The organism is Sphingomonas mangrovi (genome assembly GCF_047975845.1).
Classification (GTDB): Bacteria; Pseudomonadota; Alphaproteobacteria; order Sphingomonadales; family Sphingomonadaceae; genus Sphingomonas.
In genome coordinates, this window is sequence record NZ_JBIUCZ010000034.1 from 1 (window position 1) to 25,730 (window position 25,730).

Genomic DNA, 25,730 nt, shown 5'->3' on the forward strand with positions numbered 1-25,730 from the left:
GTTCACACCGCAGGGGTCGCTGGTTCAATCCCAGCCGCGCCCACCAGGACAAGTCATTGTTATCCGGTCATTTTTAGCACTCCGCTGGAGTGGCCGGATAACGAGACTTCGGCGCAGTTTCGGCGCATTGCGCCGGGAGCTTGTGCCTCAATCTCCCCGATGATCTCCTCGAGAGCCGCTCTGACCGTGTCGAAGCGGCCGACTGCGTAGGTCTCGGTAGTGCTGCCGGCGCCATGGCCCATGAAGCCTTCGAGATCCCACTTCGCGACGCCGCGGTTGCGCAAGATCGTCGCCAGGCTGTGGCGCAACAGGTACGGCTTCCACTCGCGGCCTGTCGGCAAGGCGAGCTCGTCGAGCATTGTTCGCCAGGATCTATCGACGTCCAGGATCGGGCGACCATAGTAGTTCACCAGATAGCCGGCGCCCTTTCGGGCGCCTCGATCCAGCTGGTGGTACGCGGCGAGCTCGGCGGTCAGCCACTCGGCGAGCACTGAGACGACCGGTATCGTTGGCCGATACTTCTTCGTCTGTGCGCGGCCGAAGGGGTTGAGGTCGAGAGTGGGTGATTCGGGGAACCATTGTTCGCGTTCCGGCGCGACGCAGATGTCCACGACGGCGTCGGGACGGGCGATGGTGCAGATCGAAGCCACCAGGAACGCGTGGAGCGATGCACGTCTCTTCTCCGGCTCCGCCGCATAGCGAAGCATCCTTGCGAGCACCGGCACGTCGACGCGATGGCGTCGGGGGCGTGACACCTGTTTGCGCGGCAGCGGCTTGTAGACCGGGCGGCGCTCTGAGCGCGGCGGATCCGCATCGGCGGCGTGATTGAGCACTGCCGCCAGCTGCAGCACCGACTCTTCGGTGCTCGCAGCCGAACGCGCACGCGAGGTGGTGATCTCACGCGCCTTGTTGCGCCAGACTACTGGCTGGTCTTTCGACCAGGCGCGAAAGGCGGCGATGAACGGCGTTCCGCAGGCGACGGCGCAACTCGTGTCCAGCCCGAACATGCCTCCGCGCTCTTCCTCGGCCTGGAGGAAGTCGAGAATGTGCTTGAGGCGGGCTCGGATGGTGTCGGCCGAACTCTGCAGGTCGCCCCATTCGAGGCGATAGTCGGCGATGGCGTCGGTCAGCAGATAGGAAGCGGCCGAGGCGAGCGGTTGTCCGCATGCGTAGCAGAAAGCAGGGGCTTCCTCGCGATCGGCCAAGTAGCGCCGATCGCAGGCTAGGATTGCTTGCTGGGCATCATCCGTGCCCGTTGATGCGCTTGCCTCGCGTCGCGCCTCTGGGTCGTACCAGAAGACATACCAACGAGGCGAACGGGGGGTGCCGTCCTCTCTCCTGAGCTTGTCGACCCAATATTTCCCTCGGCGATAGAGCGGCGCCGCGCGTCCCGACATCGTGTTTGTTCCTTGATGAATGCAGATTTCGCGCGGTGGGTGAGGTCAAAAAGGCCGAGGCTGGCGAGAAGGTCGAGATCGCCAGGCTCCAGGCGAATACCCCGGCCGATCTCCACGGCGCGGCTGAGGCGCCGATCGAGGCGCGTGATGGAGGGCGCGGTCATCCGGTCTTTCCTTCTGCGGGGGAGCGTCGGGGACGCTTGATGGTGGTGAGGGGAAGCAGGCGCAGCTGGTGCCCCTCGCGCGGGTGCCGATCGTCGAGCGAGCAGCATTCCGCGCAGCGGCATCGCCGAGGATCGGCCGCCATCGTCAGATGCCAAGCGCGTTCTTGTAGGTCTCGAGCAGCATGTCCGCCTCGTCGCGGTGGTGCTTCTCGAGCCGGCGCAGGCGGATGATGGTGCGCATGGTCTTCACGTCGAAGCCGGTCGACTTCGCCTCGGCATAGACGTCCTTGATGTCGCCGGTGATGCCGCGCTTCTCTTCCTCGAGGCGCTCGATGCGCTCGATCAGCAGCCGGAGCTGCTCGGCGGAAATGGTGTCGGACATTGGGGCTAGCTCCAGATCAGGAAGGCGATGCCGATTGCGGCGAGGACGACGAGCGCGACCAGGATCCGCTCGGCGATTTCGGCGGCGTGGGTGTCGTGCGAATTGTTCATTGGGCACCTGTCGCGCTGGACGGAGAGTCGGCGGCGGTGTTAGGCTGCACGCCTCTCCGGTCCTGTGAGGGGATTTGGACGATCCCGGCCCGTCGCCTGCTTGCGGCGGGCCGGTGATCAAAAGCGCCGATCATGCGGCCCTCCACAGCATCGAGACGAGCTCCAGCAGCGCGAGGCCGGCTAGGCCGAGCGGAAGGTGGGTCTGCAGTGCCCGGCGCGTGCGGCCGGTGGGGATGAGCCAGGCGCCGGGCACTGCACCCGCATGCCCGACCTGGCGCTCTGCCTTGCGCCAGGAGGGCATCCGCCGCGGGCGGGGCGGCCGCGTGACGACGATCACGCGGGCGGAACTGGGGGAGGCGACCGGCGCGGCCTCAGCGCGATCGGGGGCGGCGCTCACAGGGCACCTGCGGGATCGGCGGGAGCGGCCGTCACGAAGCGCAGCGTGCGCGTGTGCGGCTCGCCGGGGCGGGCATGCTCGAGCACCTGTACCGCGAGATCGCCCAGCTCGGACGCCGGCACGTCAGGGGTGATGCTGGCGGCATCGATGCGGAACATGCCGTGGAAGCCGACGGCCATGCGGCCGAACGCCTCGCGCAGCGCGCGCCAGTCGCCGTTCGGCAGCGGGATGGTGGCGAGCAGCGCCGTGCGTGCCCCCTCGACGAGGTCCAGCGCGCCGGCACAGCGGGTGCAGCGATCGTCGACGACGCGGCGCTCTGCAGTCCACGCGCACGGTCCGTCGGGCAGCAGGCAGCCGTCGATCCAGCTGCAGCCGCAGCTGCGACAGATCCGTCCGGCCGGCACGTCGTCGCGCAGACACTGGTAGACGAAGGGATCGAAGGGGAAGATCGGGCGCAGCTGCTGCAGCCCGTCGTCGGTGAGCGAACGCTCGTCCCGCTCCGCCTTGTCGATCAGCAACTCGCCGAAGCGGGAGGGGCCGAACGACAGGCGGCCGACCACCTGCTCGATCGTCATGCCCGCCGCCTCGCGGCGCAGGCGCAGATAGGCGCCGGCGGTGAGCGGCGGGGAGATGGTGGCGGTGGCGCCGCTGTCGGGATCGTAGCCGATCCAGACGGTCGGCTCGGCGGCGTCGGGTGTGTCAGGTGCTTCGGACATGGCTTCTCTCCGGGCAAAGCAATCCCGTTCCCGCCGGCGAGGGGTTCGGCGGGGCGGTGTCAGGCTGGGGATGGGAGCGGGTTAGAGGCTCAGCGCGTCGGGCGCGGTGTCATCGTTGGCGGCCGGCGGCGGCGGCACCTCCGGGCCGCGCGCCAGGATCTCGCCGGGGGCGAGCGGGTGGGTGTCGTTGGCGGGGACGCGCACGCGCACGGGCGTCTGGCGCAGCTCGGCCAACACCTTCGCGCTGGGCGAGAGCGACGGCGACAGCTGGTGCGTGATGACGTGGTCGACGGCGTAGCTGGCACCGCAGTGCTCGGCGTCCAGACAGGCGATCACCGCCTGTCGGAAGAACTCGCTCACCGCGCGGCTGGTGCGCGATCGCGTGGGGCCGCCGCAGTGCGGGCAGGCGAAGCCGATCTTCTGCTGGTGTGGGACGTGCTTGCTCACTTGGATGCCCCCCCTTGGGGCTGCACGCCGTCGATCGATACCCCCCTGGCATCGAGCATCGGCAGCGTGTGACTAAGGGCGGTCATCGCCTGCTCCGTCTCACGCCTTGCCAGCGCCAGATCGGCAGGGGATGCGCCCGGTCGCGTTGCGGCGATGAGGTGGGCGATCGCCTCGCCGGCCTCCTTCGCTGCGATCGAGGCGAGGCGCGCGAGCGCCTCCGGATCGTGCCCGGGGATCGCTGCCTCGATCTCCGAGCGGAACATGTAGGTCTGCAGGATCGGCAAGCCGTCCCCGCCGGCGGCGCGATAGGCGCAGTCGAGCGTGAAGGCGTCCTCCAGCGAAATGCCGAGCGCGACGTCCTGGTCGCCATAGTCGCGCAGCGTCCGCTCCCGCTTGCCGATCAGCCCCGCGGCATGGCCCCAGCCCAGCAGGCCGGCGATGCGCGCGAGCGCCTGTTCGAAGCTGAGCGGAGGGCGCAGCTTGGTCATCGCCCGCCCGCACCCGCAAAAGCCGCCGCCGATCGCGCCGGACGCGCGGCGCCCGCCGCGCTACGCCGCTGCATCGGATCGGATGCAAGGGAGCGGGCATGCACGGGGCGCGAGGGCAGGGGGACGCGGCGGTGTGACTCGATCGAGCCCCACCGCCGCGCTATCGTCGGCGTACCAACCAACGACGATAGGAGAGAGGATTGAACCCGTCCGACGACGCGATCACGATCGCCGCTGCGACGCTGGCGGCAGCCCTGTTCCGGACGAAGTCGCCGAGCAGCGTCAGCACCGAGGGTGGTCAGGACACGCTGCTGAGCTACCATCAGGAGTTCGCCCGCCGGCTGCGCGAGGATGGGGACGCTGGCCCGGTCGAGCCGATCACCGCGCCGCGCAGGATTCGCATCAAGCCGGGGCTCTGACGGCCGCATCGCGCCGCCGTGTCGGCGGTGACGCATCACGGCTGCGCTATCAGCCATTCGCCTGCGCTCGCGCGGCTGGTTCATTGGCTGGGTTCACCTCGCCGTCCTTGATACCGAGGCGGACGGCGATGTTGTGGGTGACGCCGAAGTGACCCTGAAGGCGCCCGGATAGCACATGGTAGACGGTCCGCCGGGAATAGCCGTGCTTCTCCGCCCAGGAGGCGATCGTCAGACCCCGACGTTTCATGTCGGCGTGGATCACGGCGCGTCGGTCCGCCGCGCTTTCCGTTCCGCCTATGTGTCCACCCGATTGCGAATCGTGCGGCATGTGTCATGCCCTTCATTGGATACTGCTAGGACGCGTTTGCCGGGAATAATGTGCAGAGTCAATTATCTTGCACAGGAAAGCCGTTGATTACGGCCGACGTCGGCGTGCGCCTTCGCGAAGCGCGTCGGGCGAGCGGCTTGAATCAGACAGATTTTGCTGCACGCGCCGGGGTAAGTCGCAACAGTCAAACCGAATACGAGACCGGTAAGACCGCACCCAACACCGACTATCTTGGACGGCTCGCCGCGCTCGGGTTTGACGTGGCTTACATCCTAACGGGGCAGCGGGCCGAAAGCGCCTTGTCCTCAGATGAGGCCAAGGTTTTGGATCGGTTTCGAAACTTGGATAGCGAAGGGCAGCGGCTCATCCTTGGAGTGCTCACCCGCATGCTACCGACCACCTAAGCTGATCCACTTCGCGTAGCCGCAACCAGAGGCGCGCTGCCGCACGAGGGTCGCTTCCGCAGCGAATCCGATCGTGTTATTGGATACTCGTGGAGGCAAGCTTTGACGGTTGGAGTGGGCATAAAGATGCAGCGGTTCGAAGCGCTACTTTCTGGCGCGAGCGGTGCGTTGCATGATCGCGTTTTGATGCAGGCGGCGGGGTGTCTCGTCGCTCCGACTGTGGGCGCCCTCGTCCCCGGCTGGTTGCTGGCACTGCCCCGTCAACGAGCTCTGAACTTTCGCGAATTGCAGCATCAGAAGTTCTGCCAGCCAGAGGCTGTCGTCACCGAAGTCCGTGATCATCTTGGGCTTAGTGCCGACGAGGTCATCTGGTTTGAGCATGGGCCTCGCGTCGATGGAACACCGGTAGGGTGCGGGCTCGACTATGCGCACATCCACATCTTAATCCGGCCTCCTTTCGAGTTCTCTGCGTTTGCGAACAAGGCGACCGCACTGTCCGGGCTCGCATGGCGTCCGGCATCCGCGGGTTCGGCTTACGCTGACATCAAGGCTGGTTCCTCTTACCTGATTGCTGGCTGCGGGAACGAGGTGATCCTCACGCAAGAGGTTGAGGTAACGGGCTCGCAGTTCTTGCGTCGTGTGGTCGCCGCTCTCGTCGGAAACAGCGATAGCTGGAATTATCGCGAGCACGAGCACCCGGAGAACGTGGCGGCGACGGTCGCACTGTTCGCGTCGCTGGAGGATGCTGCGCGGCGTGAGGGATGAAGTGCCGGCCGTCGCGGGAGGCGAGGGGGCTTGTCCGAGTTCCCCCGAACCGGAAGCACCCATGAAGGCTCCCGTCGGCGGCGGCCACGACTTCACTGACGGGCGTGGGCCGTACGACTGGCCGTCACGGTACGATACCAACGCGCAGAGAAAAATGCGGACTGAGGTCGGCGCTTTGCTTGCGATGCTTTTGCTGTCCCTAGTCGCCGCTGGAATATTCCTAGGTTTATCTGAGAAGCCTATTTCTTGGCAGTTCGGCGACGCGACATTCTGGGTCAGCTTTAGGCTGTTGGCTATTTTCGCCGTTGGTTGCGTCGGCGGAGTCACTTTTTCAATGAAGTGGCTCATCCACGCTGTCGCGAAAGGGAAGTGGCACCTGGATCGTCGGTTCTGGCGCCTAATGGTCCCTGCGATCGGCGGCGTTTATGCCTGTGTGGTGATGACGCTATTCGGAGGTGGCATGCTCGGGAGCGGCGATGCTAGTTCCGCTGCGCCGATGGGCAACACCGCGGCGCTAGCATTTCTGGTCGGCTACTTCTCTGACGGTGTTAGCGGGCTTCTTTCCAACGTAGCCAACGCCGTGTTCGGCACGCTTGAGAAGAAGTGAGCGAATTTGTCCTATCGGCGACGACGCGCCAAGCCGATTGGTCTGAGGTCCGCCAGTTGGCAGAGCGCTTCGGCGTTAAGGGAGCAAACGCCCTTGCAATACCGCGGCCGTGGACATTGCCATTCGCGCTGATTTCCGCGGATACGGTTGCCGCGATGGGAGCAAGCGCGCCCTTATCGTTGCTGCTTGGGTCTGACCGCCTCGGTCAGCTACGGGATCTCGCCGGAGCGGCAGGTAGTTTGATCGTGCGCTCAAGCGTTGTGGGAGAAACGATCTGGGATCGTGGCACTTACACGAGCCTACCGTTCACCGTGTCCGAAGACTTGGACTTGGTAGCAGCTCAACTGGATCAGGTCGCTAAAGAGGTCGTCGCCTCAACGGATCGTCCGACAGGATTGATGGTCCAGCTGCATTTACAGCCCGCGGCTCTCGGCGAGTTTGGAAATCTCCAGCGTATCTCGAAAACCCGCGATCAGTGGGAGATTTCCACGCTTGAAGCTGGGGGCATGATCTCCCGTTTACGCCTGAACAGCCAGCGCGACCAAGCCGCCGAGCCGACGCGCCCCCTGTTGGCTCGCGTTGGTTTGCCGCGCGAGCGCCTATTCGGAGCCATAGGAGCGTGGCTGAACAACGAGCTGATGCTCGGGTACTCGCGGCGTATGAACTGCGAGTGGATCACCGACAACCGCCGCTTCTTTATCGTCCAGTTGGACGAGGAGGAGGAGGATACGATTGGTATCAATCCATTCCAGGTCCGAATCCCTCCGGTCGTTAAGCCGCTGGCGGACAGCGGGTATTACCTGAAGCTCGCTGATGGTGCAGCACGCACATCATGGGACAAGCTGCAAGTGCTGGACGAGCTTTGGGAGCCCGAAGCAACTCATAAGCCACGCCTGTTCTACGTCCCACTGATCGACCTTCCGTCACGTGCTACGAAGCAGGCCCTGGCGCGACTGGAAGGTGACTTCCGGGACCTAATCGGGCCGGCGGGTATCGTCGTTCGTACCAGCGTTGCTGCGGGCGCCGAGAAGTTGCTCAACCTTCCCCGTACCGAGTGCTTGTCGCCGGAAGCCGCGGCAGAATGGTGTTTTGCGGAGGCTCGAAAGCTCGCTCGCGAGCATCAGCGGTGTGAGATCGCCTTTGTTGCGCATCGCTTCGTTGCCGCGCGAGCGAGCGTCTGGGCCAAAGCAGAGCCTGCGGACCCGATGGTCGAGATCAACGCGCTCTGGGGATTGCCAGACGCGCTCCAGTATTGCCCATATGACATTTGGGAAGTGCATGTCCCAACAGGCGTTGCCACGGAGTATCCTGACTACAAGTCCGATATTCTAATCCCCCAGGATGACGGTGGATGGAAGTATGTGCGGGTGAAGAACGAGTTGGCTCGCAACAACAGCATTGGCTCGCGTGAAGCGAAAGAAATCGCCGCCCGTTCTGCAGCGATCGCGGAGCGTCTGGGCAAAGCCTGTCATATCATGTGGTTTGTCGGCTGCGTGGAAGAGGGCGGATTGACCTTCAATATTCCATGGTATTGGACAGAAGCACATGTGGCTGAGCGTAATCCGGATCGTTCAACCTATCGCGAGGTTCCGGTTGGAGACCGAGAAGAACTAAGAGCCTTCGTTAGCTGGAAGGGAGCGCGTAATCGGCAGGCGCTGGCGCTAAAGCCGAAAGATGTCAGCCTCATGCGTGACATGGATTTTATCAAATCCGTAGGCCTTGCTGCCAAGGAGGCGGAGGTGCCAATCATCCTCTCGGGTTCAACCCTGGCACATGCCTACTACCAGCTGCGCAAGTTGGGTTGCACCGTGGTCACCCCAAGCGAAAAGGAGCATAGCCGGGTCCGCCAAGCGACGAGCCTCGGTAAGTTGGTCCGAGATAAAATCCCCGACAAGATCGCACGACGGCATGAGGTTGAGATTACGCGACAGGTCCCCGGGGACCTAATGAAAGGCTTTTTGCTCAGTAAGTTGGTTGAGGAGGCACTTGAGGTCCGCGAAGCGACCGAGCCCCACCAAAAGACGGAGGAACTGGCAGATCTCTTCGAGGTATTCCGCGCGTTAGCCGTAGCCGAGGGCGTGGCCTTGGAGGAAATTGCCGACGTGGCTGATCGAAAGAAGGAAAAGGCAGGCGGCTTTGAGCGTGGCTTGATCCTCATGCAAACGTCGATCTCAAGGTCCGACCGCCGAGCTGGTCTCGACGGTGACCGCGGTTTGGGCGAGGTTCTTTCTCAAAGGATCTCGGATGATCGCGCCGAAGTGCCGTTCTCCTTCTTCGGCTTCATGGAGATGGATCAACCGCGATCCATCTACTTCGAAACGCTAGGGGTAAGAGTCGACCTTACCTTGCGTGGCGATCGGATCGAAATCCACCTTGCTCGCGGACCAGAGCAACTCGGCCTTCCGTTGGACGCTGAAGCGTAGATCCACGCGAATGCTCGGTCATATCATGCGATCTCCAACTGGAGCGCCATCGTCAGGCGTCGTCAGTAACTCAGCCAGTCCATCTCCGCATCGTCCACCGCTTCGAAGCTGTCGCCGTCGGCTTGCATCCGGTTGAGGTGCGCGCGGACCGCGTTCGCATCGCCCTCGCAGGGGAAGCTGCGGTCCGATCGCGCGGCCTGTGCAAGGCGGCCGACACCGTCCTCCCGATCCCGCTGGAGCAGCAGCCAGGCCGCAAAGGCCAGGCGCGGTTCGCCGTATCGATCCATCTGCATGACGTGCCTCCACTTGCCGACTCACGGCCGCGGCGTGTACCATGTTCCCATTCTGTTCCTCAACGGAGTTCCCATGCCGCCCGAGTTGCACACCCGATGACGCGCCGCCGCCGGCGCCGCCGATCCTCGTCGCCTGCCGTGCTTCTGGTCGCGATCGTCGCCGCGGCCGGCTTCTTCTGGCCGGAGCTGAAGGAGCGCCTGCCCGAACTGGAAGAGATCGCCGGCACGGCGCCCTCGCGGGAAGCGGGTGGCGGCACGCCGGCACCCGCCGGGCTGCTCGAATGCCATGTGACCAGCGTCTACGACGGCGACGGCCCGATCCATTGCGCCGAAGGGCCCAAGATCCGCCTGTCGGCGATCGCCGCGCGCGAGATGGACGGCAGCTGCCGCCCCGGGCACCCGTGCCCGACCGCGTCGGCCGACGAGGCCAAGGCCGCGCTCGAGCGCCTGGCGCTGGGGCAGACGCTGCGCTGCGAGCAGACGGGGACGAGCTACGATCGCGTCACCGCCTGGTGCTGGCGCCCGGACGGCGTCCAACTCAACTGCGCGATGGTCGAGGGCGGCTATGCGGCCCGGTGGGAACGCTACGACGTCGGCCACCGCCTCTGCAGCCGGCCGGCGGCGGGGTAGGGGGCGCGACTCCTCGCGCCGTTACTGCTGAGCCAGCGAGCGATCGTCGCAGCGGTGCATCGTCATCTGATAGCCGGCCTCGCCAACCTTGCCGTAGCAGATACCGGCGGCGGCAAGGCGTTTCGAGGCGTCCTCCCGCTCATCGCACGCGATCTGTGTCGCCGGGTCGTCGCCCGGTCCGCCACGGCATTGCGCGTTGAGCCGGGCCCAGCTGTCGATCATCGCCTGCTCTGCCGCGGACCACGTCGATGTCGGGGAAGGTGAAGGGAGACCAGGATCGTGGGCTTCCACGCCCTGTGCTTGCGTCCCGGTCGCGGTGGCCGTGGCTGCCGGGGCTTGCGTCGGCTGTCCGGGGTCCGAGCAGCCGGACACCGCAACGCCCAGCGCCGCCAGCATCACCCAAGGTCGATTCATACTCTCCTCCTCGCGAAAACCGCCGAGGGCGTAGCGCCAAGCAGCGGCCGAAACGGATAGGGCATCTTCAAGTCGTCTGGCGCTGCAATTTCCTACGTCTCTGGCAGGCGCTTCTCGTTCGCTTCCTGCCGCGTTGCGGCCGCAAGTTCCTCATAGCGGGTCGCCATCTCCTGATGGATGCGAGCGATGGCAGGGCTGGCAGCGTTGTCTGCAAGCTGGCGCGAGTGCTGCGCACGACGAAGATAGTAGTCGTGGTTGTTTAGTTCGTTCATCTCTCACCCTCCCCGCTCTGCATCGTAAAGCAGCGTCGTCGAGATTCTCAAGATGTTTGCCGCCGCTTGGTGGTGGGCGACAGGATCTGGCTGCTGAGTAGTTCGCTGGTCGTCGCGGTGGCTACTCCTCGTGCGGTCGGCGGTGTTCTTTCGACTCCCTGGCTGACTGCTGAGCCACGGCGGAGGGCGGATACAGGGCGTCGGGATCGGATGGGCGGATGCAGACGTTGATCCCGCTGTTGTTGCTCAACGCCAAAGGATCATCATGCAGCTTCCCAAGAACGCCACGGTCGCGATCGTCGACGGCGAGAATCTCCACCTCTTCCGCAATAGCGGCGACGAGAATGCGCCCTCGCTGACGGCGCTCCCGGAGGCGGACGTTTCGACCACCAACCGTGCCTCGGGAAGCCGTCACCAGAGCAGCTCGGCCAATCCGAGCGACCGCCAGCAGGACGAGGACAGCTTCGCTGCCGGCGTCGCGGAGGTGCTCAACAAGCAGGCGCTCGACGGCAAGATCGACGCGCTCGTCGTGGTCGCCGCACCGCGGACGCTCGGCGAACTGCGCAAGCACTACCACAAGACGCTGGAAGCGAAGCTCGTCGGTGAGATCTCCAAGGACCTCACGGGCCACAGCGCCGCGGACATCGTCAAGGCGATCGCCGCCGCCTGAGGTGTAGCCCGGGAGCCGCGAGGTTCCCGGGCCCATCCCGACGCTCAGGAGGCTATCGTCGGTCCTACCGAGAGCGGCACCACGGATAGCTTCAAGGCGGCGCGCAACAGCGGCACGTTTTGTTGATTCTCGACGATCACCTCGATCGGCGAGATGTCCTGCCCCTGCCGTAGGTCGTCAGCGATAATCTCGACTGCGCTGCGGACTGCTTCTGCAAGGGCATGCTCCGCCGTGGACGATCTCTCGACTTCAGCGCTGGCAACATAGTTGGCTGCCGCGATTCGAATGACAAAGCTCGACATGTCTCGCTTTTGCCGAGCCGGGCCGACTTTCGTCGCGCACATAGATCAACGACGGGCGCGGCTCCGTTCCCTTCCGGACAGCACGGAGGTGTTCGGTTCCTAAAGTCTGCTCTGCCGGTTCCTTGATCAGCCTCTTTTCACGGGGCGGGCCGGGTGCCCGTGAATAGATCTGCCGCCTACTTGGTTTCCAGCGACAAGGCGGTGGCAAGCCCGCCGCGCCCGTCGAACGTGTGATCGGCCTTCGCGATGATCCATGCCGCCGCGTCGATTTGCGGCTTGAACCCCGCCACCTTCACCCGCCGCTCGGGGTAAAGATCCGGCCGGCCGAAGCCGAGATCCAGCGTGAGCTCGGCGCCGCGGCGGGCGACGCGGCCGGCCTCTGCCTGAGCGGCGGCGCGGGCGTCGGCCTCGCTGTGGTAGGTGCGCTTCAGGCGGCGGACTTTCTTGTCGTCGCCGCCATTCTTGCCGGCGACGTCGGCCGACACGGTCTTGCGGGTGGCGCCGTCCTGGTCGTGCCAGCGCGCTTCGACCTTGGTGTAGGCGTCGCGCTCGACCGTGCGCCAGGTCGCGCGATCGACGTCGCTGCGCAGGATGGTGGCGGCGGCGATCGCGCGGCCGGTGCTTGTGGTGCCGGCGCCGATCGGCGCCAGGATCAGCCGGCCGTTCTTCACCGTCGCGACCGCGTCGTGCCGGCGGCCCAGCGCGCGGATCATCGCCATGTCGGAACGCTGGTCCTGGACGAGCACGTCGACCGGCACCGCGGCGAGCGACGGATCGACGTGCGGCGCGTAGCCGTGTGCGCTCGCGACCTGGGCGACGATCGCGCCCAGCGTGGTGGCGCGGTGGCTGCGCTCGCGCCGCACGCGATAGCCGGCGGTCAGGTCGGCCGAGCGCGCGCGGATGGTGACGGTGTCGGGCGCGCTGTCCCAGCTGGCCTCGTCGACGGTGAAGCTGCCCTTGTCGACCATGCCGACGTTGACGTCGGCGCCGCAGCGCCAGCCCAGCGCCAGGCGGATCCGCACGCCCTTGCGCGGGATGGCGAGCTTGCCGTCCGAATCGTCGAGCACCAGGTCGAGATCGTCGGCCTCCCCGCCGCGCTTTTCGCTCAGGCGCAGCGACACCAGGCGCGGGCGAACGCGATCGGTGAGATCCTCGCCATCCAGCGTCAGGCGGAAGTCGGCGACGTTCTGGCGCCGCTCACCCGACAGCGACAGCGCCAGCGGGGTGGCGGCGGTGAGCAGGGCGGGGATCACGACACGCGCTGGAGCTCGAGAACGAAGTCGGTCTTTCGCGGCACGCCGTCGAGGGTGAAGAACTTCTGGCGTTCATCCAGCGCGACCAGGACGTAGTTGCCCAGGATCTGGCCGGTGCCGGCGGTGAGCGGCCATGCCTCGCCCTCGTCGGCCATCGCGCGCAGGGTACGGATCGAGGCGAAACTGCCGGCGACCTCGGGCAGCAGCGTGCCCGAGATCGAGACATGGTCGCGGCCGGGGCCGAGGAACTGGCTGGCGTCGCGCGCGCCCACGCGCTCGTTGTTGGCGTGGCGCCAATCGGTGCGGCGCTGGATCTCGTCGAACAGCAGGGTGGGCAGCTCGAAGACGAACAGGCCGAAGGCGAGCAGCATGGTCAATCGTCCTGGTAGGATGCGGCGCGGTCCTGCGCCTCGAGCCGCTCGAGCTCCGCCTTCAGCTGGCGGGCCATGGCGCGGACGTCGCCGGCGGCGCCATCGATGCGGATCTGGTAGGTGTTGTAGTGGACGGTCGTGCCGGCGCCCGCGGCCGCGGCGCCGGTCGACGCCGGCGACGCGGCGAGGGCGGGCGCGGTGCCGCCCAGCGCGATCGCGCCGGCGACGGTGCTCGCCGCGCGCGCCAGGCGGCCGGGTGTGGCGGTCGAACTGCCGGCGGCCGCCATCTGCCCGGCGACGCTGCGGATCCGCGCGAGCGGCTGCGCGGCGCCGCGATCGACGCCGATCGCCAGCCCCTGGGTGAGGAAGCCGCCGAGCCCCATGAAGACGCGACTGGGCGAGTGGATGCCGAGCGCGGTCTTGAACCAGTTGGCGACCGACCGGGCGACGCCGAGAACCTTGCTCTTCAGCTGGCCGGCCTTGCTCAGCAGGCCGTTGATGAGCCCCGAGATGATGTTGCTGCCGAACTCGGTGAACTTGGCCGGCAGGCTGACGCCGAACCACGACATCACGGCCGCGAAGGCGCGGTAGAACAGCCCGAGCGGCGACCAGTTGACGATGAGCGCGGCGACGCCGCCGATGCCGCCGGCGAAGGCGGTGCGGATCTCCTGCCAGATGCCGACGAAGAACGCCTTCACCTTATCCCAGTGGGTGTAGATCAGGTAGGCGGCGAGGATCAGCCCCATCGCGATCGCCAGCATGGGGTTCATCATGGCGAGCCGGCCGAGCCAGAGGAGGCCGGAACAGAGGATCCGCAGCGCGACGAACGCGAAGCGGATCACCGGCACCAGGCGAGTGATGCCGTTCACCAGCATGCCGAGGCCGGGCATCATCCACGACAGCGCGATCGCGACCGGACCGATCACCGCGAGCAGCGCGGCGAGGCCGGCGGTCACCAGCGACAGCGCCTTGAATGCGGCGGGATGAGCGTCGCCCCATGCCGTCACGCCGTCGGCCATGTTGCCGAGCCACCCCGCCGCGCGCTCGAGCGTCGGCAGCAGGTTTTCGCCCACGCGGACCTTGAGCACGTCGACGCGATTGCTGAAACGCTGCAGCGACGCTTCGGTGGTGGCCGAGCGGCCGTTGTACTCGGTTTGCATGGAGCCGGCGTATTGCTGCGCATCGCCGACCATGCGCAGGTTCTTCTTCAGCAGGTCCAGACTGTTGAGCATGGGCGAGATCGCCGCCACCGACTCCGAACCAAAGAGCTCAGTCATGGTCGATGCCTGAGTCTCTTTCGGGAGGCGCCTCAGCCGCTCCATGACATCCAAGATGGTGCCGGCCGCGTCGCGCTGCATCGACTTGGCCACGCCTGTCGCGTCGAGGCCGAGACGCTTGAATGCCTGCGATTGGCTCTTCGTCGCGGCGCTGCCCTTGGTGAGGGCGAGCATCGTGTTCTTGATGCCAGTCGCGGCGATCTCGCTTTCCACGCCGGCGCCGCCGATCGTCGCGCCAAGTGCCGCGATCTCGCCCGAGGCGAGGCCGGCAACAGCACCAAGCGGGCCGATGCGGGTGACGATGTCGGTAATCTTCGACGAGTTGGCGGCACTGTTGTTGCCGAGATAGTTCACCTTGTCGGCGAGCGCGACGACCTCGCGCTGGCCGATGCCGAACGCGGTGCGCCACTGCGCCATCGTCTGGCCGGCATCGTCGGCGGTCATGTCGAAGGCGACGCCCATCTTGGCCGCGTCCTCGGCGAAGGCAAGCAACTGGCGGCGATTCTCGGCGATGGTCTTCCCGGTTGTGAGCCCCGCCTGGCCGCCGGCGGCGACGATCGCGGCGATCCCCTCCGCGGTCATCGGCAGGTTCTTCGACAGGTTGAGGATGTCGGTGCCCATCGCCTTGAACTCGGTGGCATCGTCCAGGCCGTTGACGACCTTGCGCACGTCGGCGAGCGCGCTTTCGAAGCCGATCGCCTTGCCGGTTGCCGCTACGAGCGGCGCGCCGAGGACGGCCCCGCCTGCGGCGGCGGAGACGCCGAGCTCCTGTGTCTTCTGACCGTACCCGCGGAAGCGATCGACGCGATCCCTGCGCGCCTGAATCTGGTCGAGCTTCTTTTGCTGCTGCGTGAGGCGCGTATTCGCATCGTGCGTATCGCGGGCGAGCTTACGCTCGTGGTCGGCGAGCCGCGACATATCGACGCCGGCGGCCTTCATCTCCGCCTGCAGCGTGTGAAGCTTGGCCGCTTGCTTGTCGCCCGAGGCCATCAGGCGGACTTCCTCGCGCTGTGCGCTGGCGAGGCTGTTCTTCAGCCGTTTGGTGGGCGCGTCGGTTTGCGCCATCTCCTCGCGAAGTGCGCGGATCCGCCGGCGGCTCTCGTCCAGCTTGGCGTTGTTCGCCGACAGCCCGGTCTGCAGCGCCTTGTGACGGCCAAGCCGATCCTGGGCGCGGCCAAGCTCGGCGAGCTCCTGCGTGGTCTTCGCCACGTCCCTGGCGGCACCGCGGGAGGTGAGGGCCATCTTCTTGAGCGGGCCGCTCAGCTTGTCGAGGCCGGAGAATTTGACGGCGAGGCTGAGCGTCCGGTCCATCGGGTCAATCCTTGGGTGCGCGCGCCACCGCGCGTTCGTGCCAGCGCATCAGGTCGGCAGGGTACATGGCGCACATGGCTTCGTAGGAGGGGCCACCGAGGACGCTGAGGATGTTGGCCATCGCGTCCTCGAGGTCGTCGATCAGGCGGTGCGCAGCCGCCTCGGCAGCAAAAAATCCCCGACCTCGCCGGCGAGCTCCATCCAGTCGGCGAAATCGACCTTCATCAGATCCTTGCGAGTGAGATTGTCGGGGCTGATGCGCGGCAGCAGGGTGAGCAGCGCGCGGACCTGCAGCTGACCGACGTCGGAGAGCGACAGATTGCGGAGCGAGCCGGTATCGGGCCGGCGCAGGTTGATCGCGGTGAGATCCCCGCCATCGCGCGCGATCGGCACGGCCAGGCGAGCGACGGCGTGCATCTTGCGCGTGTCGCTCGGTTCCTCTTCGTCGTCGTCGCCGGCGGCCGGCTTTTCCATGAACGTCGAGATCTCGCGCGCGATCAGCAGCACGTCGTCGGCGGCGATCCGGTCGACCTCCTGCTCGATCAGCCCGTCGGTGCTGATGCGCGGAAGCAGCCGGCGGAGCTCGTCGACGTTCATCTGCCCCAGCTGCACCAGCGACAGGTCGAGGATGGCGGCGGTGTCGGGGCGGCGGAAGGTGAGCGTCGCGAGATCCTGGTCGCCGCGCTTCAGCGGTGCCTCAAGCTCAACCTGGGCGGTCATTTTAAGGGTTTCGGTCATCGGGATGCTCCGGATCACTGGCCGAGCGCGGCGCGGATCGCGATCATGCGATCGAAGCCGTCGACGATCAGGATGTTGTTGATCACGTCGATCTCGATCTCGGTGCGGCCGTTGACGCGCCAGCGCAGGTAGGTGAGCGTCGACTTCACCGTCCATTCGGTTTCGTCGCCGGCCTTGGCGCTGCCGGGATCGATCTCGACATGCTTGCCGCGCACGACGAGCTCGGCCGCCATCACGCCGCCGGCGACCTCCTCCTGGTAGGCGCCGACGAAGCGGATCATCGACGAGCCGACCCCGACCGCGCCGAACTGGCGCAGGATGTCGCGCACCAGGCCGCCGTACTTGTGCTCGAGCTCGAGCTTCTCGAGGCCCATGCTCACGTCGACCTCGGCCAGCATGCCGGCGCCGCGCCACTGCTCGACCTTTTCGGCCAGCTTGGGGAGTGCGAGCTCGGAGGCGACGCCGGCGTAATCCTCGCCGTTGACGAACACGTTCCAGTTCTTGAGTTTTGCGGGCAGGCCACCCATGGGTCAGAGTCCTTGCAGGAGGGGAATGGGGAGGGGGCAGCGCGACCGATCAGGCCGTCAGGCTGTCGCTGAAGCCGGCATAATATTTGTCGGTGATGCGCTGGTTCAGCTGCAGCCCCTCGAGCGGCGCGCAGGGGGTGTAGTCATAGTCCAGCACCAGGTTGCCGCCGGTGAGGTTCGGGGTCGGGTTGGACGCCGGATCGTACCAGCACGACGCGCCGATCAGCCGGCCGTTCGTCATCCAGTCGGTCAGCTTGCCGTTGATCTTGTCTACCAGAAAGGTGACGAGCCCCTTCGTCAGCGGCTTGTCGATGTAGGGCGCGCACGCGTCCGCGATCACGTCCTGGATCGCCTCCGACGTCCGCACCGCCACCTCGAAGACGAAGGCGGGTTCCTCGCTGCAGGTGCGGTTGCCCCAGAAGCGGAAGCCGTTCGGCCGCACGATGGTGGTGACGGGCGCGGCATTGAGCACGCCGGCGTCGGTCGACATGTCGCGGATGTCGAAATGCACGTCCTTGGTGATGCCGGTGATGCCGGCGACGACGTTGTTGGACAGCGACTGGTGCCATCCGACCTGCTCGTCGAGCATCGCGCGCAGGCCGAGCGCGGTGGCGATCGCCTGGCCATCCCAGGCCGTGCCGTCCGGCCAGATCAGCATGAGCTCGCGATCGGCGAAGCTGGCGCGGTAGGTCACCGCCTCGTCGCGGGTCTCGGCGCCGGCGCACGACGCATAGACGAAACCGCGCAGCTTCTTTGCGACCACGACGAGCTCCTGCACCACGTCTAGGTTGTCGAGGCCGGGTGCGCCGAGGATCCGCGGCTTGACGCCGACGACGGCCTCGGCCGCGAGCAGCGCCTGCAGGCCGGTGTAGACGCCGTTGGTGGTGCCCCCGATCACGTTGGAGGCGGTCGCGCCGGCATCGGCGCCTTCCTTCACGCGCACGACGACCACCAGCGGCGATCCCTGCTTGCCGATCGTCGCCAGCGCCGGTGCGAGCGTGCCGGTGCTGCCGGCTAGGCCTGCCGCGGCGCGCGCGTCGGTCACCAGCACCGGGCGGTCGACAGGGAAGGCGGCATCGAGCGCGGCGATCGCCTCGGCGCCGACGGCGCTGGCGGTCGCGACCAGGCCAATCACGGCGGTCGACTTCTCGAGCGTGGTGGTGACGCTGCCGGTGGGTTCGGTGACGATGATGCCGTGGAAGAAGGTCATGGACGGGATCCTCAAGCGGTGACGGGACGAAGCGGGATGGTGAGGGTGGCGAGGCCGTTGCGGCCGGCGGTGTCGGTGCGCTCGCCCTCCAGCGTCAGCACCGCGCGACCGAGTGCGGCGTTCTCTTCGCCGGCGAGCGAGACGCGGGTGAGCCGCAGCCGCGGCTCCCAGCGCGCGATCGCGACCGCGGTCGCGGCGAAGGCGCGCATGCGGGTGAGCGGGCTGAGCGGCTTGTCGACGAGTTCGAACAGCGCCGAGCCATAGTCGCGGCGCATCACGCGCGTGCCGATCGGCGTCGACAGCAGCCGGCCGAGCGATTGCTCGAGGTGCGCGTCGCCGGCGAGCGGCTTGCCCGTCTCCGCATCCATACCGATCATTCGGGTTTGCCCGATTTGTCGGTGCCGAGCTTGACCAGGCCGTGGATGTGGGTGGCGAGCGAGACGCCCTTGCCGGTGACGTCGCCGGTGGCGGAAATCTGGCCATCGACTGACAGCGGGCCGACGAGGTGGATGCCGCCGGGCGCGTCGATGCGGACGGTGCCGGCGGCCGGCAGGATCGCGGTGAGCGCGTGCGCGGTCGCGTCGTAGGCGACGATCGCGCCGTCGGGGAACTCGATCAGTTCGCGGGTGGCGTCGCCGATCGGCGGGTGGGCGGCGCTCGAGACGCCGCGCAGCGCGATGGCGCCGGCGGGGTCTCCGCCGGGGCACAGCAGCAGGATCTGCTCGCCGGCGCTCGGCGGCGACCAGCTGCGCGTGCGGCCTGCGCGGAGCTCGATCCAGCGGATCGGTTGGGTGACGATGTCGCCGGCGGTGACGACGCAGCGGCCGACGGCCAGGTCGACGGAAGCGACCTGGCCGTAGCGGATCAGCCCCTCAAGTGCGTTGTCGTCGTCCATTCGGGCGACCGTGCCGCAGGCGGCGCCTAGTCGCGCGGGTGCGGTGTTGTAGGTGCGCGACCTACAACAAAGGGTGATAAACACCGCCTTCGCGCAGCAGGTCGCCGATCAGGCCGGGGGGTGTCAACGGGTTCGGCCACGCATCGACCATGCGCGGGTCGGCGGCGGCGTCACGGGGGACGCAGTCGTAGAGAGGCACTCTACGATTGCCGATGCCTGCGATATCTCCTGCAGCAGTGGTGTCTGACTTGCTTTCAGATCTTCCACGAGGCCGAGATGCCGAGGAAGGTCGGATTGCCAGCAACGCCGTAGACTTTGACGGCCCCATCGGAACCGATGATCCAGAACGGTGCGGACGTCGTCGACACCGCCGCGACCGGCGTCAGTCCGGCGCTGACGTTGGCCAGCTGGCCGATCACGTCGGCGCGGGGACGCAAACGCCGGGGAAGCGTGCCGACCTTGGTGCCGTCCGGCAGCGCGGCGCCGTTGACCGAAAGATAGTAGGACAGGTGGAGGAGCCGGTCTTCGACGACGTATCGGGGCGTGGAGGTGCCGCCGAGGCTGCCGGTGAAATAGTCGGCCGGCAGCGGCGTGGCGAGGGGGCCGCCCTGGAAATCATGCTCCATCGCGTGGGTGAAGAAGGCAGATGTCGTCAGCGCCCAGCCATAGCCCATGCAAAGCGAGTACCAGAGCCCGGGGTGGATGTTGTCGACCAGTCCGGGATCTCCCCAGGGCGAGGCTTTCATGGTGAGCAGGCTGGCGACGACGGCGCCCATATTCTCGAACGACGCGAGGTTGCAGTAGACGCGCTGGTCGGCGAGCGCCTGCATCAGCGCGAGACGGTACGGCGCGCCCTGGTCGCTGCGGGCGGTCGCGCCGCCATCCTGGCCGTATGCCTGGGCGTCCGGTTGGGAGTAAAACATGCCAGGGAGGGCAACCAGCGGCTCTACCCCTGCGGCGCGCAGATAGGCCACCATCGCCAGCACATTGGCGACGTAGGTCGGTACGGGAACCCCGGTCTGGATGTCATTGCGGCCGATATCGATCCACCAGCAATGATAGCCCGCGCCGCTGAGGTTCAGTGCCTGAAGCCTGGCCAGCTGTGCAGCGCTGGTATCGCCCGAGTGCGCAAGATTGGTCAGCATCTCGATCTGGCAGCCGCCCACACCCCCGATCAGCTGCCTTGCGAAGTCGAACTGGCTCTGCCGCACGACCGTCGGGTCCGCGCAGCTGTCGCCGCTGCCGCCCACCCGCAACAGCGGCAGCCCGAACGTCTTCTTGTTCTTGAAAAGCAACGGTGCCGAGATGGCGAAGTTGCCCGCCGCGCCGAAGCCACCGGCCCAGCCGGCGCGCTGGATATTCGAGCTGGTCTGGTAACGCCGGATCACGGTCCCGTTCAGGACCAGGCCGAAGCTGCGCTGGTCGAAAATGGCGATGCCGAGGGCTGCCTTGCCGAAGCGATAGGTGGTCTGGGCGGCAACCGGGTTGGCAGTCGAGGTTTCCACCGCGCTGGCGGTGCCGGCGCGCTGCATGCACAGGATCGTTGCGCGATCGGCGGTCTGCGACTGGCGGATCAGCAACCAGCCAGTGTCGGTGAGGACGCAGATGGCGGGCAGATAACTGGTGAGATCTGCCACCTTGGCCTGGATGAAGTCACCGGGAACCACATGGAACACCGTGGCGACGAAGCTGTCGGCCGGCGGGGTTCCCCACTGGACGAGGTCGGAGGCGATGGAGGTGGGCACGGCGGCCGCGAAGGCCCCGTTCGGCCAACCGGAGAGCCGGAAGTGGGCGGCGTCGGCGAAGTCGAGCCGCAGGGGAACCTGTAGCTGGCCGGCCAGCGCCGAGCCGGGACGGCCGAGTTCGGTGATCCGGCGACCCATCGCAGGAATCAGGCTGTGCTGGACTCCCAGGCCACGGGAGCCGTAGTTGATGCGCAGATCGGCGTTCGACCTGATGCCCTTGATAAAGGTGAGCGGGATGCCGCCTTCGATCCAGAGGGACACATCCGGATCGTGCTCGAGGAGGATGCCGGTCGCGTCGGCGATCGCGGTTGTACCGTCGAGCATATAGACGCCCGTGCCGTTGCGCGATCTGGGCAGCACGATCACGACGGGCCGCAGGCGCGCCATCTTTTCGAAAACGGCGAAGTTGTTGGTGCCGGCAGCACCGTCCCAATCGTCCCGCGCGCCGAACGCCCGCGCATCGTAGCCGCGAGGGCCGGGCTGGACGTACAGCTTCACGCCGCCCGCAGTCGTCACATGAGAATCGGTCGCCGATGCGTCGGCTTCGACATAGACATGCGCGTCGGCATGCCACAGCGAGCCTGCTCCGCGCGCCGGAGCGGTCGACGCGAGCAGACCGGCGACGCTCGGGCGGCCGATCAGATCAAGGCCTCTGCCACTTTCGTTGGAACCCAGGGAAACCGGCGTGACGGCGCGGGAGATCTCTTGCGAGCCCGCGGCGGTGCGCTTGTAGTAGACCAGCGATCCGGTTCCGTCGTCGACGGCAAAGAGCTGGTCGACCACGCTGCCGGCTTCCCCGGCGGCGCGACCGCCGGGAAAGTAGCGCGATGCTGCCAATGCGGTGGCGGCGGCGAGCTGCGCCGTGACGACGTGTGGCGCGATCGTACGGGTAACCTCCCGGTCGACCAGGGGGCCGAGCGGCGTGTTGTAGGTCCGGTTGCCCCGCAGGGCCGGAACCATCTCCGTGCCGTCGGGATCGCCGAGGGCGGGCAGTTGCGAGATCTTCGACATGTTCTAGCGTCCGATGACGAGGAGGTTGATGCCGTCGATGCGGCGGTCGTTCTGGTCGTCGGCCTGCACCTGGACGAGGCAGGAGGCGGGACCGGGATTGCCGACGATCTGGGTCCACCCGTCGCGTGCCTGGCTGGCGGCGGAGATATACGGGCAGGTCAGGGCGAACAGGCAGCCGGTCGGGAACGGGATCGGGTACGCTACCGTCACGCTGGGCTCGTCGGTGAGCAGCGCGCGGTAGCTGACCCACTGGACGATGAGCCCGCCCGGAAGCGTGTAGTAGCCATCGGCGCCGAACAGGCTGGCGAGGCCGCCGAATGAAGCCGGTGTGACCGCGACGTTGCTGGCGGTGGCGTTGAGCAGCTGCTCGGCCGTGGCGGGCGGGACCGAGATCGTGACGTCGGTGGCGAGCGCGTTGCCGCCGAGCACCAGGCCATCGGTGTTGATGCGGCGGGTGAGCGGCACGCGCGCGGCGATGGTGGCGAGCACGTTGGCGATGCTTGCCGGCGTCAGCGCTTTGGTAGCGAGGATGCCGGCATCGGCCTCGGTCGCGGTGGCGGCGGGCACGGTGATGGTGCGGTCGGCGGTGAGATCGCCGCCGCCGGTCGCGAGCCCGGCTCCGACGATGCGGCGGCCGAGCAGGCCAGCGGCGAAGCCGGCGAGCCGCTGCGCCAGCGTGCGCGGTGTGACGATACGCGCGGCATCGTCGCCGGCGTCCACCTCTGCCTGCGTCGCCAGTTCGGCAACCCCCTTGGTCTCGGTGGTCGCGGGCGGGTTGAGGAAGTTGGTGTCACCGAAATTCAGCTGCTCGACGTTGCCGGTGGGGAAGGCGATGTCGAGAGCGAGGTGCATGTCGGACAGTACCGACTTCTCGAACAGCGGCTCGGCCTGACCGTAGGCGGCGAACAGCGTGCCGTCGGCGAGGAACAGCCCGAAGCCACGCACGCGATAGGCGAGCGGCTCGGCATCGCGCACGACCATGTGCACGACGTTGTCGCCGACTGCCTCGCCGGAGATGGTCGACACGCGCCGGAACTCCCCGGGCAGCGCGGTGAGCGTCGGTGCAGGCACGAACTCGGCGTTCGTCAGGCCGACCGCGCTGATGGACAGGTCGATGTCCTGGTCGACCTGGGCGGCGGTGAAACGGGCGTGCCCCGCCTGAGTAACGGTGAGGGCGAGCTTGCTCATGGGGTGGTATCCAGAAAGGCACCGGAGCTATCCTGTAGCGGCTCGCCATCCTCGGTCTGAAGGTAGGCGGCCCAGGCCGGCGAAGTGTCGATGGTGGCGGCCATGTCCGCGCGGGTGGCGCCGGTGAGCCGGGCGACGCCCTGGATGCCGATCGCGCCCTCGAGCGCGAGCGTCTGCACCAGGCGGAAGTGCTCGCGCGCCGGCTTCACCCGCGCGACCTCGCGGACGATGGCCTCGGCAAAGGCGGCGGTGGCGCGGCGGCCGCCGGGCTCGACGCCGTCGCTGGTGATCGGCAGCCGGACCTCGAAGGTGTGCGGATCCGCACGCGGCGTCGCCTGGTGCCACTCGACCAGCTCGAGCAGGCGGTCGAAGTGGCCGAGCACCGACCTCACCGATGCCGGCGTGCCCTTGGTGTAGTGCAGCGCGATCGAGCTGGCGACCGTGTCGCGCTTGTCCTGCTCGCTCCACTCGGCGTCCCAGCTGTCGACCGACAACCCCCAGGCGAGCCACGGCAGCAGTTCGGCCGGGCAGGCTTGCGGATCCCACAGCAGGTCGAGCGGGAACGGCACGTCGCCCAGCTGCGCGGTCGCCTGCTCCAGCGCGCGCTCGAGCGGGGTGGCGTTGGGCGGGAGCAGCGAGACGCGGTCAGGCGTCATAGCCGCCGTGTGCCAGGGCGATGGCGATGCAGTGCGTCGCCTGGGTGTCGTCGCAGACGATGTCGGCGGCGGGCGATGTCAGTTCGACGCGCATCACGCCGGCGACATGCAGCGCGGCGTAGAGGCCCGACCGGGTGATGTCGCGGCCGAGCAGTCGGCTTGCGGCGAGATAGGCGTCGAGCGAGCGGCGGGCGGCGGCGAGCACCAGGTCGATGTCGGGGCCGGTGAAGGTGACCAGGCGCGCCTCGACCTGGAACGGCAGGATCTCGGCCGAGGCGACGGTGACCAGGTCGCCGAGCGGGCGGACGCTGTCGCTGTTCACCACCTCCGCTACCCTGGCGAGCAGATCGGCCGGGGCGGTGCCGTCGCCGTCGCGCGCCAGTACCGACACCAGCACCTCGCCGGGCGCCGGCGAGGTGGCGCTGGCGTCGCGCACCGCGCCGTCGGCGGACTTGGCGTGGTAGACATAGGCCAGCTGGGGGCCGGCGACCGAAAAGCCTTCGGGGGCGAGCACGATGCGCTGGCGCAGGGCGGCGTCGCTTTCGAGCGTGGGCGCGACACCGCGCGCGGCGTCGCCTGCATCCACCTCGAGGCGCCGGACGCGCACCAGCGCGGCGAGGTGGTCGAGGTTGGCGCCGGTGGCGAAGGCGACCATCTGCTGGCGGGCGAGGTCGTTGATGGCGGCGCACTGCAGCTGGACGTAATAGGCCGCGACCTGCAGCACGGTGACGGCGGGATCGGAATCGACCGTCGCGTCGAAGCTCGGCAGCCGCGCCTGCACGTCGCCGACCATCCGCGCGAGGATGGTGTCGAACGACTGAAGCTCGATCAGATCCGGCGCGGGGAGCGAGGACAGGTCGAGGGTGGAAGCGGTGCCGGCGGCCATGCCGCCCATGTCGCGGGTGCGATGGCAGCGCGGCTAGAGCCGGTTGATGTAGGGGGCGGACCTACAACATCAAAAATCGAAAGCGCGATCCCGGTTTTTTATTCGGAAAGTGAGTAGTTACCTGCCCGCCTGCTGCCGAACGCCCAGTGCTCCGGAGGGGAGGCAGCTTCGGGGACCATTACCCACTCATTGCAGAACGTGTAGTCCCGAGAGCAGAATTATACCCAGCTCGCCGGTTTATAGAGTTGCGTCCCGTTAACCAGCGTTAGAGGATTCGGGAATTGCGCAGCCGTCAGATGCCCAATGCCCAGACGGCGCACGAAGCTAGCCGCCGCGGCGAGATCAGGATTGGGCACCGCTACCGGCGATAGTAGCCCCACTACTTTGCCAAGCTCTTGTGTAGCGATGCGGATCGGTTCGATCAGGTCGCTGTCCGCCGAAAGCACCGTCGCGACATCGAAATTGTCCCGGAACGCGTCGAGCAGGAGATGGCTCGCGAGGTTGACGTCGCTGCCTTTCTCTTCGGTCTTATGAACCTTTACTACGTCTGGCCAAGGTTGCGTTAGCTGAGCCACTGGTTGCGGCCGAAACTGTGGTGGATGCACCATCCCCGAAAACTTCTTCGAAGCCAGGAACGTGCCTTGGTGGATCACAACCTCCGGCACCGTGGCCAAAGCGTTGAAATACACCTGCTGGCGGCCCGGTGCGGTTGGATCAACACGCGCGGAGACACGGGCTGTATAATAACGGACCTGTATGACCTTATTCTCAGGACGCAGGGCCTGTTCAGCCAGAACTTTGGGATTGATCCATTTCAGGTCAGGACGCTTTTGCAGCATCCGGAAATACAGATTGAAGCCGTCAATATAGACAATCGTTCGCATCAAAGCCGTATAGCAGAAAAAGCGAGAGCCGCCTCGAGTTTCCTCTCAGCGGCTCTCGAGCTGACAGCACGCTGCCAGCGGGTATGAAATTTACCTATGGCTAATGGCCTCCCATTACAAGATGCAATGGAGGGTGCAGGTTATCAAAAC

General features: G+C 66.8%; 31 protein-coding genes. 7 read left to right on the forward strand and 24 right to left on the reverse strand.

Features of this window, described 5'->3' with window-relative positions; genetic code table 11:
- Positions 1-59 precede the first annotated feature (59 nt).
- The 6 genes from ACBY01_RS14340 to ACBY01_RS14365 all read right to left on the reverse strand — a co-directional run bounded on the left by ACBY01_RS14340 (position 60) and on the right by ACBY01_RS14365 (position 4,101).
- Positions 60-1,205 carry a hypothetical protein gene (locus ACBY01_RS14340; RefSeq protein WP_416461607.1) on the reverse strand — a complete coding sequence of 382 codons (1,146 nt, stop codon included), beginning with the start codon at positions 1,203-1,205 and terminating at the stop codon, positions 60-62.
- Between the two features lie 17 nt (positions 1,206-1,222).
- Positions 1,223-1,561, reverse strand: coding sequence for a hypothetical protein (locus ACBY01_RS14345; protein ID WP_416461608.1), 339 nt, complete (start codon positions 1,559-1,561; stop codon positions 1,223-1,225).
- Positions 1,562-1,706: 145 nt separating this feature from the next.
- Positions 1,707-1,943, reverse strand: coding sequence for a DUF2312 domain-containing protein (locus ACBY01_RS14350; protein ID WP_416461611.1), 237 nt, complete (start codon positions 1,941-1,943; stop codon positions 1,707-1,709).
- Between the two features lie 503 nt (positions 1,944-2,446).
- The gene (locus ACBY01_RS14355) at positions 2,447-3,166 is read right to left on the reverse strand and encodes a helix-turn-helix domain-containing protein (protein WP_416461612.1); all 720 of its coding nucleotides are present in this window, start codon (positions 3,164-3,166) and stop codon (positions 2,447-2,449) included.
- 81 nt (positions 3,167-3,247) lie between these two features.
- On the reverse strand, positions 3,248-3,613 hold the full coding sequence (locus ACBY01_RS14360) for an ogr/Delta-like zinc finger family protein (RefSeq protein ID WP_416461613.1): 366 nt from the start codon (positions 3,611-3,613) through the stop codon (positions 3,248-3,250).
- The gene (locus ACBY01_RS14365; protein ID WP_416461615.1) at positions 3,610-4,101 is read right to left on the reverse strand and encodes a hypothetical protein; all 492 of its coding nucleotides are present in this window, start codon (positions 4,099-4,101) and stop codon (positions 3,610-3,612) included. Before ACBY01_RS14365 ends, ACBY01_RS14360 begins: the two co-directional genes overlap by 4 nt.
- A gap of 200 nt (positions 4,102-4,301) precedes the next feature.
- On the opposite strand from ACBY01_RS14365, the gene ACBY01_RS14370 reads away from it, so the two are divergent.
- The gene (locus ACBY01_RS14370; RefSeq protein WP_416461616.1) at positions 4,302-4,520 is read left to right on the forward strand and encodes a hypothetical protein; all 219 of its coding nucleotides are present in this window, start codon (positions 4,302-4,304) and stop codon (positions 4,518-4,520) included.
- Between the two features lie 49 nt (positions 4,521-4,569).
- Here the strand turns inward: ACBY01_RS14370 and ACBY01_RS14375 are convergent, their stop codons facing one another.
- Entirely contained in the window at positions 4,570-4,848 is a 279-nt protein-coding gene (locus ACBY01_RS14375; RefSeq protein ID WP_416461617.1) for a helix-turn-helix domain-containing protein, read from the reverse strand.
- 83 nt (positions 4,849-4,931) lie between these two features.
- Between ACBY01_RS14375 and ACBY01_RS14380 the strand changes: the two genes are divergently transcribed.
- From ACBY01_RS14380 to ACBY01_RS14395, 4 genes are all read left to right on the forward strand, one after another.
- Positions 4,932-5,252 (forward strand): helix-turn-helix domain-containing protein, encoded by a 321-nt coding sequence (locus tag ACBY01_RS14380; protein WP_416461618.1) that lies wholly within the window; start codon positions 4,932-4,934, stop codon positions 5,250-5,252.
- Positions 5,253-5,378: 126 nt separating this feature from the next.
- Positions 5,379-6,017, forward strand: coding sequence for a hypothetical protein (locus ACBY01_RS14385; protein ID WP_416461619.1), 639 nt, complete (start codon positions 5,379-5,381; stop codon positions 6,015-6,017).
- Between the two features lie 61 nt (positions 6,018-6,078).
- Positions 6,079-6,624: a hypothetical protein gene (locus ACBY01_RS14390; RefSeq protein WP_416461620.1), complete on the forward strand. Its 546-nt coding sequence runs from the start codon at positions 6,079-6,081 to the stop codon at positions 6,622-6,624.
- Positions 6,621-9,047, forward strand: a complete 2,427-nt coding sequence (locus tag ACBY01_RS14395) for a hypothetical protein (protein ID WP_416461621.1) — start codon at positions 6,621-6,623, stop codon at positions 9,045-9,047. The genes ACBY01_RS14390 and ACBY01_RS14395 overlap by 4 nt, the downstream gene beginning before the upstream one ends.
- 62 nt (positions 9,048-9,109) lie before the next feature.
- Here the strand turns inward: ACBY01_RS14395 and ACBY01_RS14400 are convergent, their stop codons facing one another.
- On the reverse strand, positions 9,110-9,340 hold the full coding sequence (locus tag ACBY01_RS14400; protein WP_416461622.1) for a YozE family protein: 231 nt from the start codon (positions 9,338-9,340) through the stop codon (positions 9,110-9,112).
- Between the two features lie 96 nt (positions 9,341-9,436).
- On the opposite strand from ACBY01_RS14400, the gene ACBY01_RS14405 reads away from it, so the two are divergent.
- Positions 9,437-9,970 carry a thermonuclease family protein gene (locus tag ACBY01_RS14405; protein WP_416461623.1) on the forward strand — a complete coding sequence of 178 codons (534 nt, stop codon included), beginning with the start codon at positions 9,437-9,439 and terminating at the stop codon, positions 9,968-9,970.
- A gap of 21 nt (positions 9,971-9,991) precedes the next feature.
- On the opposite strand, the gene ACBY01_RS14410 is transcribed toward ACBY01_RS14405, so the two are convergent.
- Both ACBY01_RS14410 and ACBY01_RS14415 read right to left on the reverse strand, forming a co-directional pair.
- Positions 9,992-10,384 carry a hypothetical protein gene (locus tag ACBY01_RS14410; protein ID WP_416461625.1) on the reverse strand — a complete coding sequence of 131 codons (393 nt, stop codon included), beginning with the start codon at positions 10,382-10,384 and terminating at the stop codon, positions 9,992-9,994.
- A 92-nt stretch (positions 10,385-10,476) separates the two neighbouring features.
- The gene (locus tag ACBY01_RS14415; protein WP_416461626.1) at positions 10,477-10,656 is read right to left on the reverse strand and encodes a hypothetical protein; all 180 of its coding nucleotides are present in this window, start codon (positions 10,654-10,656) and stop codon (positions 10,477-10,479) included.
- Positions 10,657-10,921: 265 nt separating this feature from the next.
- Here ACBY01_RS14415 and ACBY01_RS14420 point away from each other — a divergent pair, with 265 nt between their 5' ends.
- Positions 10,922-11,326 carry a host attachment family protein gene (locus ACBY01_RS14420; protein ID WP_416461627.1) on the forward strand — a complete coding sequence of 135 codons (405 nt, stop codon included), beginning with the start codon at positions 10,922-10,924 and terminating at the stop codon, positions 11,324-11,326.
- A 44-nt stretch (positions 11,327-11,370) separates the two neighbouring features.
- On the opposite strand, the gene ACBY01_RS14425 is transcribed toward ACBY01_RS14420, so the two are convergent.
- The 14 genes from ACBY01_RS14425 to ACBY01_RS14490 all read right to left on the reverse strand — a co-directional run bounded on the left by ACBY01_RS14425 (position 11,371) and on the right by ACBY01_RS14490 (position 25,580).
- On the reverse strand, positions 11,371-11,628 hold the full coding sequence (locus ACBY01_RS14425; RefSeq protein WP_416461628.1) for a DUF6894 family protein: 258 nt from the start codon (positions 11,626-11,628) through the stop codon (positions 11,371-11,373).
- Positions 11,629-11,804: 176 nt separating this feature from the next.
- Positions 11,805-12,881 carry a contractile injection system protein, VgrG/Pvc8 family gene (locus ACBY01_RS14430; RefSeq protein ID WP_416461630.1) on the reverse strand — a complete coding sequence of 359 codons (1,077 nt, stop codon included), beginning with the start codon at positions 12,879-12,881 and terminating at the stop codon, positions 11,805-11,807.
- Complete coding sequence (locus tag ACBY01_RS14435; protein WP_416461631.1) at positions 12,878-13,252, reverse strand: phage tail protein; 375 nt, start codon at positions 13,250-13,252, stop codon at positions 12,878-12,880. Before ACBY01_RS14435 ends, ACBY01_RS14430 begins: the two co-directional genes overlap by 4 nt.
- 2 nt (positions 13,253-13,254) lie before the next feature.
- Positions 13,255-15,840 (reverse strand): phage tail tape measure protein, encoded by a 2,586-nt coding sequence (locus tag ACBY01_RS14440; protein ID WP_416461632.1) that lies wholly within the window; start codon positions 15,838-15,840, stop codon positions 13,255-13,257.
- Positions 15,841-15,981: 141 nt separating this feature from the next.
- Positions 15,982-16,560 (reverse strand): phage tail assembly protein, encoded by a 579-nt coding sequence (locus ACBY01_RS14445; protein WP_416461633.1) that lies wholly within the window; start codon positions 16,558-16,560, stop codon positions 15,982-15,984.
- A gap of 32 nt (positions 16,561-16,592) precedes the next feature.
- Positions 16,593-17,105, reverse strand: a complete 513-nt coding sequence (locus tag ACBY01_RS14450) for a phage major tail tube protein (RefSeq protein WP_416461634.1) — start codon at positions 17,103-17,105, stop codon at positions 16,593-16,595.
- A gap of 49 nt (positions 17,106-17,154) precedes the next feature.
- Positions 17,155-18,315 carry a phage tail sheath subtilisin-like domain-containing protein gene (locus tag ACBY01_RS14455; RefSeq protein WP_416461635.1) on the reverse strand — a complete coding sequence of 387 codons (1,161 nt, stop codon included), beginning with the start codon at positions 18,313-18,315 and terminating at the stop codon, positions 17,155-17,157.
- 11 nt (positions 18,316-18,326) lie between these two features.
- Complete coding sequence (locus tag ACBY01_RS14460) at positions 18,327-18,692, reverse strand: GPW/gp25 family protein (protein WP_416461636.1); 366 nt, start codon at positions 18,690-18,692, stop codon at positions 18,327-18,329.
- Complete coding sequence (locus ACBY01_RS14465; RefSeq protein ID WP_416461637.1) at positions 18,689-19,210, reverse strand: phage baseplate assembly protein V; 522 nt, start codon at positions 19,208-19,210, stop codon at positions 18,689-18,691. The genes ACBY01_RS14460 and ACBY01_RS14465 overlap by 4 nt, the downstream gene beginning before the upstream one ends.
- A 254-nt stretch (positions 19,211-19,464) precedes the next feature.
- Positions 19,465-21,966 carry an SGNH/GDSL hydrolase family protein gene (locus ACBY01_RS14470; RefSeq protein ID WP_416461638.1) on the reverse strand — a complete coding sequence of 834 codons (2,502 nt, stop codon included), beginning with the start codon at positions 21,964-21,966 and terminating at the stop codon, positions 19,465-19,467.
- A 3-nt stretch (positions 21,967-21,969) separates the two neighbouring features.
- The gene (locus ACBY01_RS14475) at positions 21,970-23,154 is read right to left on the reverse strand and encodes a gp53-like domain-containing protein (RefSeq protein ID WP_416461639.1); all 1,185 of its coding nucleotides are present in this window, start codon (positions 23,152-23,154) and stop codon (positions 21,970-21,972) included.
- Positions 23,151-23,810 carry a phage tail protein I gene (locus ACBY01_RS14480; protein WP_416461640.1) on the reverse strand — a complete coding sequence of 220 codons (660 nt, stop codon included), beginning with the start codon at positions 23,808-23,810 and terminating at the stop codon, positions 23,151-23,153. Before ACBY01_RS14480 ends, ACBY01_RS14475 begins: the two co-directional genes overlap by 4 nt.
- Positions 23,800-24,696 (reverse strand): baseplate assembly protein, encoded by an 897-nt coding sequence (locus ACBY01_RS14485; RefSeq protein ID WP_416461641.1) that lies wholly within the window; start codon positions 24,694-24,696, stop codon positions 23,800-23,802. The genes ACBY01_RS14480 and ACBY01_RS14485 overlap by 11 nt, the downstream gene beginning before the upstream one ends.
- A 218-nt stretch (positions 24,697-24,914) precedes the next feature.
- On the reverse strand, positions 24,915-25,580 hold the full coding sequence (locus tag ACBY01_RS14490) for an NYN domain-containing protein (protein ID WP_416461642.1): 666 nt from the start codon (positions 25,578-25,580) through the stop codon (positions 24,915-24,917).
- Positions 25,581-25,730: the final 150 nt, after the last annotated feature.

Coding starts and splice junctions, on each gene's coding strand:
- ACBY01_RS14345 (WP_416461608.1), bottom strand. CDS start 1,561: ATGACCGCGCCCTCCATCACGCGCCTCGATCGGCGCCTCAGCCGCGCC.
- ACBY01_RS14350 (WP_416461611.1), bottom strand. CDS start 1,943: ATGTCCGACACCATTTCCGCCGAGCAGCTCCGGCTGCTGATCGAGCGC.
- ACBY01_RS14355 (WP_416461612.1), bottom strand. CDS start 3,166: ATGTCCGAAGCACCTGACACACCCGACGCCGCCGAGCCGACCGTCTGG.
- ACBY01_RS14365 (WP_416461615.1), bottom strand. CDS start 4,101: ATGACCAAGCTGCGCCCTCCGCTCAGCTTCGAACAGGCGCTCGCGCGC.
- ACBY01_RS14375 (WP_416461617.1), bottom strand. CDS start 4,848: ATGCCGCACGATTCGCAATCGGGTGGACACATAGGCGGAACGGAAAGC.
- ACBY01_RS14385 (WP_416461619.1), top strand. CDS start 5,379: ATGCAGCGGTTCGAAGCGCTACTTTCTGGCGCGAGCGGTGCGTTGCAT.
- ACBY01_RS14390 (WP_416461620.1), top strand. CDS start 6,079: ATGAAGGCTCCCGTCGGCGGCGGCCACGACTTCACTGACGGGCGTGGG.
- ACBY01_RS14400 (WP_416461622.1), bottom strand. CDS start 9,340: ATGCAGATGGATCGATACGGCGAACCGCGCCTGGCCTTTGCGGCCTGG.
- ACBY01_RS14405 (WP_416461623.1), top strand. CDS start 9,437: ATGACGCGCCGCCGCCGGCGCCGCCGATCCTCGTCGCCTGCCGTGCTT.
- ACBY01_RS14410 (WP_416461625.1), bottom strand. CDS start 10,384: ATGAATCGACCTTGGGTGATGCTGGCGGCGCTGGGCGTTGCGGTGTCC.
- ACBY01_RS14415 (WP_416461626.1), bottom strand. CDS start 10,656: ATGAACGAACTAAACAACCACGACTACTATCTTCGTCGTGCGCAGCAC.
- ACBY01_RS14420 (WP_416461627.1), top strand. CDS start 10,922: ATGCAGCTTCCCAAGAACGCCACGGTCGCGATCGTCGACGGCGAGAAT.
- ACBY01_RS14425 (WP_416461628.1), bottom strand. CDS start 11,628: ATGTCGAGCTTTGTCATTCGAATCGCGGCAGCCAACTATGTTGCCAGC.
- ACBY01_RS14435 (WP_416461631.1), bottom strand. CDS start 13,252: ATGCTGCTCGCCTTCGGCCTGTTCGTCTTCGAGCTGCCCACCCTGCTG.
- ACBY01_RS14440 (WP_416461632.1), bottom strand. CDS start 15,840: ATGGACCGGACGCTCAGCCTCGCCGTCAAATTCTCCGGCCTCGACAAG.
- ACBY01_RS14445 (WP_416461633.1), bottom strand. CDS start 16,560: ATGACCGCCCAGGTTGAGCTTGAGGCACCGCTGAAGCGCGGCGACCAG.
- ACBY01_RS14450 (WP_416461634.1), bottom strand. CDS start 17,105: ATGGGTGGCCTGCCCGCAAAACTCAAGAACTGGAACGTGTTCGTCAAC.
- ACBY01_RS14455 (WP_416461635.1), bottom strand. CDS start 18,315: ATGACCTTCTTCCACGGCATCATCGTCACCGAACCCACCGGCAGCGTC.
- ACBY01_RS14460 (WP_416461636.1), bottom strand. CDS start 18,692: ATGATCGGTATGGATGCGGAGACGGGCAAGCCGCTCGCCGGCGACGCG.
- ACBY01_RS14465 (WP_416461637.1), bottom strand. CDS start 19,210: ATGGACGACGACAACGCACTTGAGGGGCTGATCCGCTACGGCCAGGTC.
- ACBY01_RS14470 (WP_416461638.1), bottom strand. CDS start 21,966: ATGTCGAAGATCTCGCAACTGCCCGCCCTCGGCGATCCCGACGGCACG.
- ACBY01_RS14475 (WP_416461639.1), bottom strand. CDS start 23,154: ATGAGCAAGCTCGCCCTCACCGTTACTCAGGCGGGGCACGCCCGTTTC.
- ACBY01_RS14480 (WP_416461640.1), bottom strand. CDS start 23,810: ATGACGCCTGACCGCGTCTCGCTGCTCCCGCCCAACGCCACCCCGCTC.
- ACBY01_RS14485 (WP_416461641.1), bottom strand. CDS start 24,696: ATGGCCGCCGGCACCGCTTCCACCCTCGACCTGTCCTCGCTCCCCGCG.
- ACBY01_RS14490 (WP_416461642.1), bottom strand. CDS start 25,580: ATGCGAACGATTGTCTATATTGACGGCTTCAATCTGTATTTCCGGATG.